The sequence below is a fragment of the Acinetobacter sp. GW821-FHT01E09 genome (assembly GCF_059422385.1).
The window spans coordinates 2,895,304-2,911,140 of sequence record NZ_JBWKWU010000001.1; the positions used below are offsets into that span (position 1 = coordinate 2,895,304).

A 15,837-nucleotide genomic window follows, 5' to 3' on the forward strand; every position below is an offset into this window, starting at 1 on the left:
TTCTCTCCATCTGTTGGTTATTGTTATTCTTAGCTCCACGCATGGCGTGGTAAGTGAATGTTATTGAGATAATAATTACCGACTAAATTAAATTTCCAACGTACAGGATCATGCAAAGTATGGGTACGGGCATTGCGCCAATGGCGATCTAAATTTAATTCAGACAATGTTGAACGAGTACCTGATAATTCAAATAATTTATTAGAAGCCAGAATGGCAATTTCAGTTGTTAATACCTTGGCTTCTGCAACCAGTAATGCCGCCTGATTGGCATTCTCTTCAGATGGATCAGCAATTGCTTGATCAATTGCATCACCAGCCAAGTCTAAAACAGCTTCGGCTGCACGTAATTTGATTTTTAACTCCCCTATACTTGCAATGGTATACGGATCATCGCTGGCTTTTTCTAAACCTGAGTCAATCCAAGGGCGTGAATGTAAGCGTACATATTGAATCGTTTCATCAATTGCACCACGAGCAATACCCGCATCTACTGCGGCTTGAATAAATTGAGAAATCGCACCTGCTGCTGTAGGTCTTTCAAAGGCTTTGTGAATCGGCACAATATATTTTTCATCAACTTGAACTTGTTTTAGTAACACAGTTCCACTCGCTGTGGTTCTTTGTCCAAATCCAGACCAATCATTGACAATTTCCAGACCTGCACTGGTTCGTGGCGTTAAGGCAACCACAGGCAGCCCATCTTCATTAACTGCTACGACAGGTACCCAATGTGCCAATAAAGCCCCTGTAGCAAAGAATTTTTGACCATTAATTTCATAACCTTGGGCAGTTTTATGTATTTTGGTTTCTAAGTCAGCAACGGTCTTACTACCTTTTTCTGAAAACGCATTGCCTAAACGTCGACCTTTTAAAATTTCAGCAAAGAAAAATTGTTGTTGTTCAGGACTAGCGTCTAAACGGAGATGCTCAATAAAAGCCCAATGGTTTTGTGCAATTTGTCCAAGTGAAGGATCTACACTAGAAATGCTCTTCACCACTTCGGCTAAAGTACGATATTTCACTTCAGCCCCACCAAATGCCTGAGGAATATTAATTCCCCATAAACCACTTTGTGAATAGAGCTGTATCTCTTCAAGCGGCAAACGACGTTCATAATCACGTTGTGATGCCTCTTTGGCAAATTCTTTGGCCAAATTTTTCGCTACTTGAATAGCTTCCGCATCCGATTGAATAACATGTGCATCATGATTCAATTCAAAAAATTGCAAAGGAACCGCTGTCTGAGAAGAAAAGTTTTTTTGGTTTAAATCCGTCATTGTTGTTACTCTTTTAAATAAGCATAGATTTAAACTAGCACTATTTTTTTATACTATTTATATGAATAAATGCATTTATTATTCAAAACAAAATCATAAATTTATCATTAAAATTCATAACTATTAAAATCATAAAAAAAGCCCACATAATGTGGACTAATTTCTAAAGGATGAGCACAATCAATATGCAATAAACAATTATTTTAGATGCTTATTTAAAATTAGACTTAGACTAACTTGCTTGCGCTATGCTATTCTTATTGTCTTTGCGATATTGTGCACCTCGATGATTCTCTGGCAAATAAGCACTTTGTTGAAATAGTTTTTCTCGTAAAGTCCCCTGACGATATTCTGTTTGATAAACACCACGGCGTTGTAGCTCAGGTACAATGAAATCTACAATATCAATAAAAGTTTGATGAGCAAGAATATAAGCAAAATTAAAACCATCAACATCGGTATCTTCCACCCATTGTTGTAACTCATCTGCAACCGTTTGTGCTGAACCAACCAACACAGGACCATTTCCCCCCACACTATTCCAATGGGCAATTTCTTCAATGGTCCAAATACGGTTAGGATCTGCATTGACATAAGCATCTAGCATCGATTGGATTGCATTGGTTTCAATATATTCAACTTTATCATACGGTTGATACTGTGAAAAATCCACACCAGACCAACCTGAAACCAAGGTTAAAGCACCATCATAGCTTCCATAAGACTGATATTCTTTAAATTTCGCCTGTGCCTTTTGATCCGTTTCATCGGTTACAATTGACAATAAGGTATAAATTTTAACCGCATAAGGATCTCGCCCTTCCTGCTTTAATTTTTCACGAATACTTTGAACAATTTTCTTGGCTGCTATTTTTGACGGTGGCGCAATAAAAATACATTCGGCATTTTGGCTTGCAAATTTTTGTCCCCGATCTGACGCACCTGCTTGGTATAGCACAGGCGTGCGTTGTGGCGAAGGTTCACAAATATGAATACCGGGGACTTTAAAGTATTTCCCCTCATGTAAAATAGGATGAACTTTTGTATGATCTGCAAAGATCCCAGCCTGCTTATCTCTTAAAACAGCATCATTTTCCCAAGACCCTTCCCACAGCTTATACAGCACTTCTAAATACTCATCGGCAATGTCATAGCGATCATCATGATTTAATTGCGTAGTTAGCCCCAAGTTCTTAGAACCACTTTCCAAATAGGAGGTGACAATATTCCATCCCACCCGACCTTTGGTAAGATGATCTAATGTAGTGATTCTTCGTGCAAAAGGATAAGGATGTTCAAAAGATATTGATGTAGTTACACCGAAACCTAAATGCCGTGTTACCGCAGCCATCGCTGGGACAATTTGCAAAGGATCATTGACCGGGACTTGTACTGCACCTGTTAATGCATGTTCTGCACTGTGGTGGTAAACATCATATATTCCAAGTACATCCGCAATAAAAATGCCATCAAACACGCCCTTTTCCAAGATTTTAGCAAGGTCAGTCCAATACTCAATATCTTTATATTCTGTCGAGCGATCTGAAGGATGACGCCATAAACCAGGAGATTGGTGGGCAATACAATTCATTTCAAAGGCGTTAAAGCGGATCTGCTTCGTCATTTCTCTTCAACTCATCTTGGTTATTATTTTTATCCTATGCCATTTATCTTTATTCTTTTATCTCAATATCTTCAATTATTATCATGATTGGTTTTATCTAAAATAATGAAGTGAATATAGTATTTTATACAAAGTGGTTTATTTAAAATCAATCATCTCAGTTTTCATCATTCTGTAAGTATCATGATTAACTTTGTATAAAGATTAAAAACACATCTTATTTAAAAAGCATGAATCCAAACTTAGTTTGAGGTTAATCACTCAGGATAAAATCTAAAGGAAAAAGCAAAATTCGATACTAATTTTCAATCTTTTTAGCCAGCAATTGACGTGCTTTAAAATCTTTATAGAAGTATAAAATTAGTCCAAAGATCAAAACCGCCGCACCAATAAACACACTCATTGTCGGTTTTTCATTATTGAGCATCGCGCCTAAAAACATGGCAATCATCGGGGTCATCACAGTCGTCAATGACAAGGTCGTGGCTTTAATATTTTGCACCAATTTAAAATAACAAAACATCGCCAGTAATGAAGCCATCAATACGGTATAAATCAATGCTAATAATGATTTGGTTTCTGGAATATGCGTAGGTGCATACTGCCAAATAAAAGGAATAATACACATTGCAGCCAGCGTAGAAACCAAGATTGAACCTGTTGCTTGCGCCATCGGAACAACATCTGCATTTACTTTTTTTACCCAAAAGATCGAAAAAGCATAGGTAAATACACTCATCAACATCAACAAGATTCCAACAGGATGCACATGTTGACTTGCCCCGCTACTGGTACAAATAATGGCGAGGCCAATAACAGCAACCAGCATCCCAAGCCATTGAATTCCCAGTAATCTTTGACCAAAAACAAAACGACCAATAAGCCCTGCCATAATTGGAGCTAATCCAAACATCAAAGCAATAATACCTGAACTTAAATAACTGGTCGCAGCATAGGTAAAAATTTGCGAACCAATCAGACTAAATGAGCCGGCTAAATAACTATGTAAAGCAATTTTATTGTACGGTAATTTAACTTTTAAAATCAGCAATAGAATTAAAGCAATCGGCAAGGCGATAAAAAACCGCAAAACCAAAGCCCACATCATATGTAAATCTGCCACACTCCATACAATTGCCAAAGGCGTACTTGCCCAAATGAAGACCAATAAAATATAAGTCGTCATCAGGTTGGATTTGGAGGGCATATAGATTCCTAAATGACTGCTGGATGTGAATTAAAATGTGCTGGGTTTAAAAATGAATTTCTACATTGATCTTTGCAAATTCAATTAAATCTTAATCACACAATGTGAAGATCTATTGAAAAACGAGGTCGAGTCATTCAAAAGGTGGAAAAAATCAGTCGCAGATGATTATTCAAAGCATGAGTTAAACTTATATCGAAGTCTTACGTTTCTGCTTGAGAATAGTTTGGTCTAAGCTACTCGAAAACTCACGTTTATCACGCTCAGAAATCGGTGGTGGCCCACCTGTTTGTACACCTGCACCGCGCAAAGTATCCATAAAATCACGCAAATGTAAGCGAGCTTTGACGTTGGCTGAAGTGTACACCTCTCCACGTGGATGAATTGCCACACCGCCCTTTTCAATGACCTGTGCCGCTAAAGGGATATCCTGAGTAATCACAATATCATGCTCCCCCATCCGATCAACAATTTCTTGGTCCGCTTGATCTGCACCTGACATTGCTTGAATTGAGTTGATCCGTACAGACGGTGTAATGCCCACAGGCTGGTTTGCAACAAAAGTAACTTCTAATTGATAACGGTCTGATGCACGTAAGATCACTTCACGAAGAATTTTAGGTAAAGCATCTGCATCGACCCAAAGTTTAAATGGCAGCACACAACATCTCTGATAAAGATTTTTCAATATTTTAGCAAAATGCCGCTTCGCTGTCCTATGCATATTCTTTTATTTATCGTGCAAATCTTTAACGACTTTCAGATTCAATCAAACTTTGCATTTCGCTTTTGGTGATTAAAAGTACAATTTTGGACGTGGTTTATGACAATTGAGTTTAATATTCTGGTTTTTCTTATGATTTTACATTTCAGGACTTGAAATCTAGCAATCACCCTCGATTTAATAGCATAAGAGAGGCATTTAAAATCGTGAAAATGAACAATCAAAACAGACCTGAAACAATTATCATAGAAGATCAGAATTTTGGTAGCCATGTCGAACATTGGAGTCTATTGACTGAAAATCCAACGTCCGAAGTGCCCAAATGGTTAGGTTTGGCTTTGGATGCACCAGTGATGCCCATGGGGCTTTGTTCAAAAGAATGCGATATGGATGTATCAACTTGGTTAATCCAAGGTCCAAGCGGTTCTTCTGTACAGCTCTGTCAAGTGATTGATGTTGAGAATAACAAACCTAAAGCTGTAAAAACGGCTTTCCCAAGTTTTGAAAGTCCCTATCAATTAAATGCTTCTATTGACCGTATTATTACCTGTAAAACCAATACTCAAGCAGTACTTAGCTTAAAGGTAGGAACAAATAGTGTAGTTTATGCATTTGACAGTTTGTACAGTGTAAACGGCCATCAATATATGCAAGACCAGCAGTATAAAGTTCAACTGAATGCATGGGCCTATGAACTTGAAAAAGTTTCTGACCATGAACAAATCATTGTTGATGATCCTGCTTCAATCAAACACCATCGTGCATTAAACGATATCCTGTCACAAAATAATGGTATTGCACCTGAGAACCTTCAAGAGCAAATTGATGCATGGGAAGCGAAGTCAGAAGATGATAAAGCGCCTGTTACTGTTGATTTTTCTAAAATGGTGGCATACCTCTATGGAGAAACGCTAGGGCAAGAGGATGAAGCTTGGTTTCAAGGTAAAGTGGTCGGTAAAACTCAAATGCAGTTTATGCAACAAGACTATACCCTTTATGATGTGACTTTAATTCTTGAAGAGAACCAACCTGCAATCTTAGTCCGTATCGCAACCAAGAATCCTGCTTTCAAAAATTTTGAAATTGGACAATATATTCGCGGTAATATCTGGATTCAAGCAAACATTTATTCTGCTGCTTGATTCAAAAAACACATGATCAGCATGATGGAAAACCCATCATGCTTTTTTATTACATGTTTTGTAACATTTCTATTATATCTAAATAGATGCTCTCACTTTTTATCTTTTTGAATTCAAATTTACCAGTTATCCACAGTTTAAATTCAAAATTAAATAATCAGGCCTTTTTAAAATTATTTAAGTTGAAGAATATCGCCTGTTTATTTAAATAATAAATACATTCCCCTATTTGAAAAATCTCAAGAAAACGAATTTAAAAATAAATTTAAAAACAGCAGCTTAAGCATAAAAATTAAACCAATAAATATCATGAACTTGTTAAAAAAAAGACTTCGTTTTTATACCTAAATCGGATTATTATCCATATAAAGACTAAAAAATAGTCAAGTTATCCACAATCTATCCACAAAACCATGATTATAAATTCATAATATTTTTATTGATCGGGAGATAATAAAAGCCGCAACATATTAATAATGTAATTTAGCACTTTATTTAACCAGTCAATTATGTTAAAAATACGACGAACCAATAGGATTTAAACAATAATTTAAAAATCTAGGCTCAGTAATGAAAATTATACCTGAACAATCGACTAGTCTAATCAATCAAGTTAGTGGTTTTCACTTACGCTTGGATAAAGGAGCCTGCTGCTTTTTTGTTCTAGGTATGTTTTTAGCTGCAATGATGATCCATATATTAGGCATATTCCCGACGACTTAATGTTTTACGACATTTATCTCACATAAAAAAATCCCTCACTCTGGAGGGATTTTTTTATGTCTAGGACTTTAGGGTCTGTTGACAATTCGTCTACGTTTGCGACTACGTGTGTTTTTTAGGCGATACTAGACGCGAAATACGAAATTTAGTCATTCTAAATGAGTAGTTCGTAACGACGTAGCGGCAAAAAACACACAAGTCCCGAAGGGTTGTGGCTAAAATTATCTCAGCCTTCGTTATGAAACTCAAAAATAGTCTCGCTATTCTCTTCGTTTCATGCCTTGCCTGCTCAATTTTAACCTACAACGCAAGCCATTTATGAAATGTCAACAGACCCTATAATTTCCCCTCCCCTGTTTATTCAATCAAGGGAGAAAATTAGGTGCTGATCGACCACAACAAATCATTTAAATGTTTTGAAGTAAGATTAGCCGTTACGTTGAGCAAAGTCATCCATAAAGTTGACAAGTGCTTGTACGCCTTCCAAAGGTACAGCGTTATAAATACTTGCTCGCATACCACCCACTGAACGATGACCCGCAAGATTGAGCAAATAATTTTCTTCAGCTTCTTTCAAGAATAATTTATCCAGTGCTTCATCTGCTAAAGTAAACGGTACATTCATGATTGAACGGTTTGGAAGTGCGATCGGGTTATTATAAAAATCACTAGAATCAATATAACCATATAGCAATTTAGATTTTTCAAGATTGGTTTTATACATTGCGTCTACACCGCCCTGCTCAAGTAACCATTCAAAAACCAAACCAGACAAATACCAAGCATAAGTTGCTGGCGTATTCACCATAGAATCATTCTTTGCTTGTGAACCATATTTTAACAAGCTTGGAATTTCAGGTTTTGCTTGATCCAATAAATCATCACGCACGATCACAAGGGTTAAACCTGCTGGACCAATATTCTTTTGTGCTCCAGCATAGATCAAACCAAACTTAGATACGTCTAATGGTGCTGATAAAATACTTGATGAAAAATCAGAAACTAAAGGTTTATCTGTTTCTGGAATATTGGCAAATTGAATACCGCCAATTGTTTCATTTTCAGCATAATGGACATAAGCCGCATCGTCTGACAAGTTCCATGTACTTTGCTCAGAAATTGCAAGCTTTCCATTGATGCTTGTTGCCGCTTCAACGATATTGATATCGCCATAACGTTGCGCTTCTTGAGTGGCTTTTTCTGACCAAATCCCAGTATGAATATAATCAGCTTTAGAATTTTTACCCAATAAATTGAGTGGAATTGCAGAAAACTGAAGTGATGCACCACCTTGTAAGAACAATACTTTATAGTTCTCTGGAATGTTCATCAATTTACGTAAGTCTGCTTCTGCTTTTTCAGCGACAGCCACATAGTCTTTGCTACGATGGCTCATTTCCATGATGGATAAGCCTTTACCATGCCAATCCAATAACTCAGCCTGAGCTTTTTCTAAAACGGCAGTAGGTAATGCAGCAGGACCAGCACAGAAATTGTACGCGCGCATGATTTTTCCCTTTTTAAAAGTGAAACGAATGAAATAGGCGCATTTAACCACAAATCGACCTTTCATGCAGTAGCTTTGTCAGTCAATATTTCAATATGTTTAGAGATTTAGAGTTGATAATTCAATTAACTATCGATATTGAGAGAAGCAAAATATTCTAGCTAGACTGCTCATTGATATTTTAAACACAACGCTAAAACAATGACTTGTTATCTACCTGCTTTTCTAGCTGACTGCACAAGACTAGAACATTCATTGCGCATAACCATATACCAATAGAAAACTCAATTTATCAGCTGAACTCAGTTATAATTTATCCAGCTTAAACTTTATTCATTGGTAGATGTTCAATGCCAGCATCAAATCATCAGGATTGGATTCGCACAGCATCGGAAACAGATCGATTTGAACGTATCGAAGCATTTTTTAATGATCATGCCTATGAACCGCATCGGCATGATACCTATGCCATTGGTCGCACACTTTCAGGCGTTCAAAGTTTTCATTATCAAGGTGTCATGCAACATAGCCAGCAAGGTATGACCATGGTGCTGCATCCTGATGAAAAACATGATGGTGAATCAGGTACTCAAGACGGTTTCCGCTATCGTATGGTGTATATAGAACCTGCAAAAATTCAATCTATTTTAATGGGTAAACCTCTCCCCTTTATCCAACACGGGATCAGCACAGATCCTCGATTATTTAAAGCCACCAATACTTTTCTACAAAGCATCGAAAATCATATGGAAGTCTTGGAAGAAGAAGATGCGCTGTATGATCTGGCCATGGCTTTAAATGAAATTTCTGTTCAACCATTATCACAACGACTGAGTTTTGATTATCGTGCAGCAGAACAAGCTCGAGAATTTATTCATGCTGTATCTGAACGAAATATCAGCTTGGATGATTTAGAAAAAAATATTGGACGCGACCGTTGGAGTTTGTCACGCGACTTTCGTTTATTATTTGGAACCAGCCCACATCGTTATTTAACCATGCGCAGGCTGGAAAAAGTTAAAATCAATTTAATCAAAGGGGCTTCTTTGGTTGCGGCGGCAACAGATGCTGGATTTTATGATCAAAGCCATATGACCCGACATTTTAAACAAGCGTTTGGGCTCAGCCCTGCGCATTGGAAAAAGATCAATCACTTGCCTTAGGCGTAAAATACATACAGATTCATTTCAAACTGGTGCTTCATCACAGCAAATTCATTCCTATAATAAAATCGCGTAGCATTCCAAGTCCTGTAACAATCAGCATGATTGCCATAATTTTATTTAAATAATTAAACCATTTAGGATCAGAAATTTTATCTCCTAAAAACCTGCCTGCCAAAGCATATACAAATGGCGCTCCAGCAGCACCCATTGAAATGATCAAAGATACAACGAAAATCATCACACCTGTAATTTTAGCAGCAGGATACATAATTGTCGTGACGGGTAAAATAACCAGAATCCCTTTAGGATTAAATAATTGAATTAAGAAACCATTTAAGAAGCTCAGTTGATGTTCGGCTTTGTCAGTACTTTCTAAATAGGCTGTCAACATTTTAATGGCCATATAAAAGGTATACACCGCCCCGACCAAAGAAATATAGTGTAGCCAGTGGTGAGGAATAACAGCCTCACCAACATAGCCCAAGGTCAGAAATAGAAATAACATTGCACAACCCACCCCAATGAAAAAACCGATGGATTGTTTAAGCTGCCCAAGCAGTCCTGAATTCAATCCAATGAAATTTACAGGACCGGGGCTATACATCACACTCAAGGTATAAAGAAAGATTTCCACAACAACACTCAACTTTGATCTAAACGAATTTCAGAAGATCAAAGTAAGTCTGTGCAAATGTTTTGTATTGTACGTTTGTGCAGAACTAAACTTTATTTTCTACATAGCGAGCAAAATTATCTAAAATTGCTTGCCAACCTGCTTGCTGTTGCTCAATCGGATAGATCGTTTCAGGATCAAAACTAATTCTCACCACAACAGCATCATCTTTCTGTGCAAAGTGAACTTCAGCATTTCGCTCGCCAAAAGAATAGGCAATTTTTTTCAGGGGAATAATTTCAGTATATGTACCCGCAAAATCAAAGCCCATACTGCCATCTTTGGCTTCCATACGATTTGAAAATTGACCACCCACACGTAAATCATTTTTAGAATTGACCGTGTGCCAATCCGCTGAAGCGGTATTCCATTGTTGTATATCCTCTGGATTATTATAAATATCCCAAACCAATTCGATTGGCGCTGTGACCACGGACTCAACGGTAATTCTTGCCATTTTTATTCTCCCTACATATATTTTGAGATTCAATTTATTGATTGAATCATCATGTTTTTGATTATAATTTAATCGTATCTATACTCATTATCGAAACTACAAAAACCACACATATTAAAGTATACATTTAGATTATTTATTCTAGTCATTCAAGGTTAGAATAGTCTCAAATTTAAACAAATGCTGATGATTTTTCAGATGAAATTTAAAACTTGCTATCCACTTAAAGCATTATCAAAATTGATACAAGTAAGCAGTTTTGCAGCCTTAAATATGGCCTTTGTATCCGTCACCTTTGCTGAAAATCTAAGCTATGTACAAGCAGAACAATATTTACTTGAAAATTCTTATACCACCCAAGCCAATCAAGCACTCAATCAAGCATCTAAACTTCAAGCAGAGGCCGTCAAAAATATTGGTCTACCTCGCATCGATTTAAATGTACGTGCCTATAAGTTTCATACTGAAACAGATATTCCACTAAATGAGGTCAAAAATAATCTTGAACAGACGCTTTCACAAGGGGTGAATGATCGGGTTGATCAATGGCAATCTGAACAGAACATTCCATCGAATATCACAGATCCTTTAAAACAAGGGCTAAACCAAGGAATTCATAGTGGTATTGGCTTAATTCCAGATACAGCCAATGTTGTCCTTGAAGATAAAGTTGTTCGCCCTACAGTTTCTGTGATGATGCCAATTTATACTGGCGGGATTACTTCGACAACAAAACAGATTGCCAATTTAAAAGTTGAACGTAGCCAACTCGATGCTAAACAACAGCAAGATGCACAACGTTTTGAAGTGATTCAGGCGTATTTTAATGTGCAATTACAACAACAGCTGTTCAATGCCAGTCAATTCAATTTGAGTGCAATGCAACAACACTATGATAATTCACTCAAACTTGAAAAACAGGGTTTTATTAGTAAAGGACAGCGCATGCAATTTGAAGTTGCACGCAATAATGCCCAGCGTTCAGAACAAAATGCTTCGGCAAATTTACAAGCCAGTCAGTTCCAACTTCAAAATTTATTACATAAATCCAGAATTGATCAACTGACGACACCTTTATTTGTCAATCGTCAGCAAAGCCAATCACTCAATCAACTCCTTGCTTCTTATCCTGAAACATCAAGCCTGGTTCGAAAAATGCAAATGGACACTCAGCTTGCCAATCAGAATGTCAAAATACAGAGCGCCGCAAAAAAACCAACACTTTTTGCTTTCGGGGAATATAGTTTAGATCAAAACCAAAACTGGATTGTGGGTGTTGCTGCTCGCTACAACCTATTTTCAGGGATTGATAAAAACAAAAATGTCCAGGCTGCTGAATTACAAAGATATGCAACAGAGCTTATGACAGCGCGCACCCAACAAGAGATTGAGAATATTATTTACAAATCCTATAGTGAACTCGCCACAGCACAGCAGTCCAATCAATTACTGCAACAAAATGAACAAGCCGTGTTAGAGAATTTAAGAATCCAACAATTATCATTTAAAGAAGATATGGGCACCGCCACTCAAGTCATCGATGCACAGAATCAACTCAGCCTACTCAAAACTGAAAAAGCACTCAATGCCTATAAATACGTGCTCTCTCTAGCAACTTTGCTACAAAGCCATGGTTCTATTGAACAATTCAAAGACTATGTCAATCAAACTAATACAGACTATATTCGTTAAGATGGAGCATAAAATGACAAAACAACATGACCATCACAATGGAAAAAATGATTCATCTTCAACTTCAAAAACTGATGCAAACTCAGATATTTCATCAAATGAAAATTTACTTCATCCAGAAATGAATACACAGAACAATACAGATCCGACTGATACATCTATATCGCAACAACCTATAGCAGATCAAATTGAAGCTGAAAAAAAGACACCAAACAGAGATTCAGCACAGGAACAAAGTGCTGCGACAAACATCAACGCTGATCAAAAACCTTCTAAAAAGAAAACAATTCTGGTCATTGGCGCAATAATTTTAATTCTATTATTGGGATTGATTGCGTTTGGTCTATGGAAAAGTTATCAACCTAAAACAGTCGATGTTCAAGGACGTGTTGAGGCTGAAACATTACATGTCAGCACTAAAGTTCCAAGTCGGATAGAAGGCATCTTTGTCAGCGATGGTCAAAAAATTGAAAAAGGACAATTGTTAGTTACCCTAAGTAGTCCAGAAATTGCTGCCAAAAAACAACAAGCGCTGGCAAGTTTACAATCCGCCTTAGCCTTACAATCGACGGCAGACAGAGGTTCTCAACAAGAAAATATTGATACCTTATATGCCAATTGGCAAAGTGTAAAAGCGCAAGAAAATCTTGCAAAAACGACCTATCAACGTGGTGCTAACCTCTTTGCACAAGGGGTAATTTCGCGTCAACGCCGTGATGAAATGCATGCCGCTGCGCAATCAGCCACGCAAATGAGTGAAGCCGCTTACCAGCAATATGCACGTACAAAACGTGGCAGTACCGCTGAACAAAAATCTGGGGCTGATGCACAAGTCGAAATTGCAAAAGCCGCTGTTGCGGAAGCCAATGCTTTAGAGGCAGAAACCAAACTATATTCTCCTGTAAACGGCACTGTATCTAAAACTTATGGTAAACCCTCAGAACTGGTGGCTATTGGTGTCCCTGTTGTGAGTATTATTCAAGATGAAGAAAATTGGGTCAGTTTAAATGTCCGTGAAGATCAATACACCCAAGTTTATCAAGCAAAAAGCTTAGATGGTTTTATACCCGCACTCAATAAAACAGTGTCATTTAACATCAAAAATATAGATGCTGAAGGTGAGTTTGCAACTATTAAAACCACACGTCAGACAGGTGGATATGATATTCGTAGTTTTAAAGTCAAGCTTACACCCGCTGAAGCCGTGCCTGAATTAAAAGTAGGCATGAGTGTGATCTTTAAATTAAAAGAGAGCCAATAAACATGTGGACGGGCATGTTAAGAGAGCTTCAATATTTGCTCAAGCATAAATGGGATTTATGCTTAGTCACACTTGCCCCGCTCTTTGTGATTATTTTATTCAGTAGTATGTTTTATGCAGGAAAAGCTGAACATTTACCGATTGCAATTATTGATCAAGATCAAAGTGAACTGAGTCGCAATATAGAAAAGTATCTGAGTCATAATCATACCCTTTCAATCTACACAGTATCAGACAATCCCAATGAAGTTGAGCATCTGCTCAATCAGACCAAGATTTGGGGATATGTGCATATTCCACCAGGTGCTGAACAACGCATGGTTCAAGCACAAGATGCACAGATCAGTATTGCTTTTAATCAGTCCTATTTTAGTATTGGTAATGGAATTTCTTCAGCAATGCTTCTCTCTACAGTTGAAGCCATTGCTGATTTTGCCAAAAATTCATATTTTGAAAATAAAATTCCTTATGTTGAACTTTCCACCGCAAATATAAAAATTTCTCCCCTGTTCAACCCCAATCTCAGTTATGAGTTCTATTTAGAACCTTTTATGATTCCAGCAATTTTGCACTTATTGCTGTGTTGTTGTGTGGCTTTTGCAGTGGGTCAAGAATTGAAATACGGCACCTTAAATCAATGGGTCCAAGACAAATCTGTATTGAATGCACTTTTGGCAAAAAATATGGTCTATGTGTTAATTTTCTGTTTTTGGACTTGGGTATGGCTGTTTTGGCTGGTGGCGATCCGAGGTTGGTTCATTGCTGGCAGTCTATGGATGATTTTACTTGGACAGTTCTTACTTTATTCAGCCTATGCACTGATCAGTAGTACCGTCGTTCTCGCAACTAAAAATTTATCTAAAACTTTTGGATTTATTGCAGTCTATGGTGGCTCCTCGCTGAGTTTTGCAGGCGTAACGCTTCCCTTAAATAATGCACCAATTTTTACCAAATTTTGGGCCAATATTATTCCCTATACACCTTATGCGAAATTACAAACTGAGCAATGGGTTGTTGGCAGTCCTAGTTTTATTTCGATGATTCCTCTAGCTATTCTTGCCGCATATTGTATTTTCTATTTTGCATTATCAAGTTTACTCCTCAATAAAAATTTAAAAGGAGTAAAACATGATTAAATTCTTTAAAGAGCTCGCTCGATACTATGTAGACACTTTTAAAAATATTGGGAAAAACTCGTCTATTTTGACCACCATGGTACTTTCAGTATTTTTTTATAGCATTTTTTATCCTACAGCCTATAAAGCGCAAACGGCTGAAAGTTTACCGATTATTATTGTAGATGAAGAACAAAGCTATCTGAGCAATACCATCATTACTGAAGTTGGCAAAAGTCCCAATGTAAAAATTACTGAAATTACTGGAAATTTTGAACAAGCAAAACGCATGGTTCAAGAGCAAAAAGCCGATGGTATTTTGTTATTACCAGAGAACCTATCCAATAGTGTGGTTCGAGGTGAGGCTGGTGGTATTGGTTTATATCTCAGTAGTGCTTATTTTCTTAAAACCAAACAGATTGGTTTAGGCTTAGCCACTGCAATTGAAAATGCTGTTGCAGAACAAGCCGAAAGGTTTGGCAAAATTTCACATTTCCAAGTCGCGCTTCCGATCCATCAAATCCCGTTGTTTAATACACTTTCAGGATATGGCAGTTATATCTTTCCTGCAATTGCACCGCTGATCATTCACCAGACTATTGTTCTAGGTCTGTGCATGTTGATTGCAGGGTATCGTGAACGACGATGGCGAGCCACAACCGCTGAGTTTTTTGGAATTTATCTAGCAGCGCTCACGATTGGTTGCCTCGGCTGCTATTATCTATTTGGTTTCACTTACTGGATCAATGATTACCCGAGAGGCGGCAATTTCTGGGGCATGCTGTTTTCCGTTCCGATTTTTATCAGTTGTGTGATTGCAATGGCAATGCTCTTAGCCAGCTATCTAGATATTTCAGAACGTGCTGGACATCTGATCGTTTTCACCTCAATTCCATTATTTTTACTCTCAGGTGCAGCTTGGCCCCTGCAAGCAATGCAGACTTGGATGCAGTATTTTGCTCACCTCTTCCCGTCCACTCAAGGGATTAATTTATTTATTCAGTTAAATCAAATGGGTGTGCCGATTCAGGTGGTTATTCCTAAGTTAATTTATCTCGTATGCTTAACAGGAATTTTAATGATATGGGCATATATACGCCTAACGCAAACATATAAAAAATAAGAATAGTTGTGTGAAATTTAATTTATATAATGAATTAAAATTAACAATAAAATCGAATATTTTAATCAAACTGAACTATTTTTAATCATTTGAACGCGTTTTTGATAAAAAAGTTAGTATTGCTGACGCAAATAGCGTCAGAA

13 protein-coding genes are annotated in these 15,837 nt (G+C 37.3%); 6 read left to right on the forward strand and 7 right to left on the reverse strand.

Features of this window, described 5'->3' with window-relative positions; all coding sequences use genetic code 11:
* Positions 1–29 precede the first annotated feature (29 nt).
* The 4 genes from AC07U8_RS13260 to AC07U8_RS13275 all read right to left on the reverse strand — a co-directional run bounded on the left by AC07U8_RS13260 (position 30) and on the right by AC07U8_RS13275 (position 4,772).
* Positions 30–1,280, reverse strand: a complete 1,251-nt coding sequence (locus AC07U8_RS13260; protein ID WP_494738021.1) for an SfnB family sulfur acquisition oxidoreductase — start codon at positions 1,278–1,280, stop codon at positions 30–32.
* A 232-nt stretch (positions 1,281–1,512) separates the two neighbouring features.
* Positions 1,513–2,904, reverse strand: a complete 1,392-nt coding sequence (locus tag AC07U8_RS13265; RefSeq protein ID WP_494738022.1) for an LLM class flavin-dependent oxidoreductase — start codon at positions 2,902–2,904, stop codon at positions 1,513–1,515.
* Between the two features lie 298 nt (positions 2,905–3,202).
* Positions 3,203–4,111, reverse strand: a complete 909-nt coding sequence (locus tag AC07U8_RS13270) for a DMT family transporter (protein WP_303577824.1) — start codon at positions 4,109–4,111, stop codon at positions 3,203–3,205.
* Positions 4,112–4,301: 190 nt separating this feature from the next.
* A complete protein-coding gene (locus AC07U8_RS13275; RefSeq protein ID WP_004724361.1) occupies positions 4,302–4,772 on the reverse strand; it encodes a YaiI/YqxD family protein in 471 nt (156 codons plus the stop codon).
* 275 nt (positions 4,773–5,047) lie between these two features.
* Between AC07U8_RS13275 and AC07U8_RS13280 the strand changes: the two genes are divergently transcribed.
* On the forward strand, positions 5,048–5,977 hold the full coding sequence (locus AC07U8_RS13280) for a hypothetical protein (protein ID WP_494738600.1): 930 nt from the start codon (positions 5,048–5,050) through the stop codon (positions 5,975–5,977).
* Between the two features lie 1,150 nt (positions 5,978–7,127).
* Here the strand turns inward: AC07U8_RS13280 and serC are convergent.
* Positions 7,128–8,207 (reverse strand): 3-phosphoserine/phosphohydroxythreonine transaminase, encoded by a 1,080-nt coding sequence (serC, locus tag AC07U8_RS13285; protein WP_239045354.1) that lies wholly within the window; start codon positions 8,205–8,207, stop codon positions 7,128–7,130.
* A gap of 350 nt (positions 8,208–8,557) precedes the next feature.
* On the opposite strand from serC, the gene AC07U8_RS13290 reads away from it, so the two are divergent.
* Positions 8,558–9,370 (forward strand): AraC family transcriptional regulator, encoded by an 813-nt coding sequence (locus AC07U8_RS13290; RefSeq protein ID WP_494738023.1) that lies wholly within the window; start codon positions 8,558–8,560, stop codon positions 9,368–9,370.
* A gap of 40 nt (positions 9,371–9,410) precedes the next feature.
* Here the strand turns inward: AC07U8_RS13290 and AC07U8_RS13295 are convergent, their stop codons facing one another.
* Entirely contained in the window at positions 9,411–10,007 is a 597-nt protein-coding gene (locus AC07U8_RS13295) for a LysE family translocator (RefSeq protein WP_151802665.1), read from the reverse strand.
* 85 nt (positions 10,008–10,092) lie between these two features.
* A complete protein-coding gene (locus AC07U8_RS13300; RefSeq protein ID WP_494738024.1) occupies positions 10,093–10,503 on the reverse strand; it encodes an SRPBCC domain-containing protein in 411 nt (136 codons plus the stop codon).
* A gap of 198 nt (positions 10,504–10,701) precedes the next feature.
* On the opposite strand from AC07U8_RS13300, the gene AC07U8_RS13305 reads away from it, so the two are divergent.
* The 4 genes from AC07U8_RS13305 to AC07U8_RS13320 are packed head-to-tail and all read left to right on the forward strand — an operon-like array spanning position 10,702 to position 15,694.
* Positions 10,702–12,195 carry a TolC family protein gene (locus AC07U8_RS13305; protein ID WP_494738025.1) on the forward strand — a complete coding sequence of 498 codons (1,494 nt, stop codon included), beginning with the start codon at positions 10,702–10,704 and terminating at the stop codon, positions 12,193–12,195.
* Between the two features lie 13 nt (positions 12,196–12,208).
* Positions 12,209–13,456: an HlyD family secretion protein gene (locus AC07U8_RS13310; protein WP_494738026.1), complete on the forward strand. Its 1,248-nt coding sequence runs from the start codon at positions 12,209–12,211 to the stop codon at positions 13,454–13,456.
* A 2-nt stretch (positions 13,457–13,458) separates the two neighbouring features.
* The gene (locus AC07U8_RS13315) at positions 13,459–14,592 is read left to right on the forward strand and encodes an ABC transporter permease (protein WP_419263094.1); all 1,134 of its coding nucleotides are present in this window, start codon (positions 13,459–13,461) and stop codon (positions 14,590–14,592) included.
* Positions 14,585–15,694, forward strand: coding sequence for an ABC transporter permease (locus AC07U8_RS13320; protein ID WP_494738027.1), 1,110 nt, complete (start codon positions 14,585–14,587; stop codon positions 15,692–15,694). The genes AC07U8_RS13315 and AC07U8_RS13320 overlap by 8 nt, the downstream gene beginning before the upstream one ends.
* Positions 15,695–15,837 lie beyond the last annotated feature (143 nt).

Bases quoted from the DNA above. Each gene is read 5' to 3' on its own strand.
- AC07U8_RS13310 (WP_494738026.1), top strand. From the start codon at position 12,209: ATGACAAAACAACATGACCATCACAATGGAAAAAATGATTCATCTTCA.
- AC07U8_RS13300 (WP_494738024.1), bottom strand. From the start codon at position 10,503: ATGGCAAGAATTACCGTTGAGTCCGTGGTCACAGCGCCAATCGAATTG.
- AC07U8_RS13260 (WP_494738021.1), bottom strand. From the start codon at position 1,280: ATGACGGATTTAAACCAAAAAAACTTTTCTTCTCAGACAGCGGTTCCT.
- AC07U8_RS13315 (WP_419263094.1), top strand. From the start codon at position 13,459: ATGTGGACGGGCATGTTAAGAGAGCTTCAATATTTGCTCAAGCATAAA.
- AC07U8_RS13280 (WP_494738600.1), top strand. From the start codon at position 5,048: ATGAACAATCAAAACAGACCTGAAACAATTATCATAGAAGATCAGAAT.
- AC07U8_RS13305 (WP_494738025.1), top strand. From the start codon at position 10,702: ATGAAATTTAAAACTTGCTATCCACTTAAAGCATTATCAAAATTGATA.
- AC07U8_RS13270 (WP_303577824.1), bottom strand. From the start codon at position 4,111: ATGCCCTCCAAATCCAACCTGATGACGACTTATATTTTATTGGTCTTC.
- AC07U8_RS13265 (WP_494738022.1), bottom strand. From the start codon at position 2,904: ATGACGAAGCAGATCCGCTTTAACGCCTTTGAAATGAATTGTATTGCC.
- serC (WP_239045354.1), bottom strand. From the start codon at position 8,207: ATGCGCGCGTACAATTTCTGTGCTGGTCCTGCTGCATTACCTACTGCC.
- AC07U8_RS13290 (WP_494738023.1), top strand. From the start codon at position 8,558: ATGCCAGCATCAAATCATCAGGATTGGATTCGCACAGCATCGGAAACA.
- AC07U8_RS13320 (WP_494738027.1), top strand. From the start codon at position 14,585: ATGATTAAATTCTTTAAAGAGCTCGCTCGATACTATGTAGACACTTTT.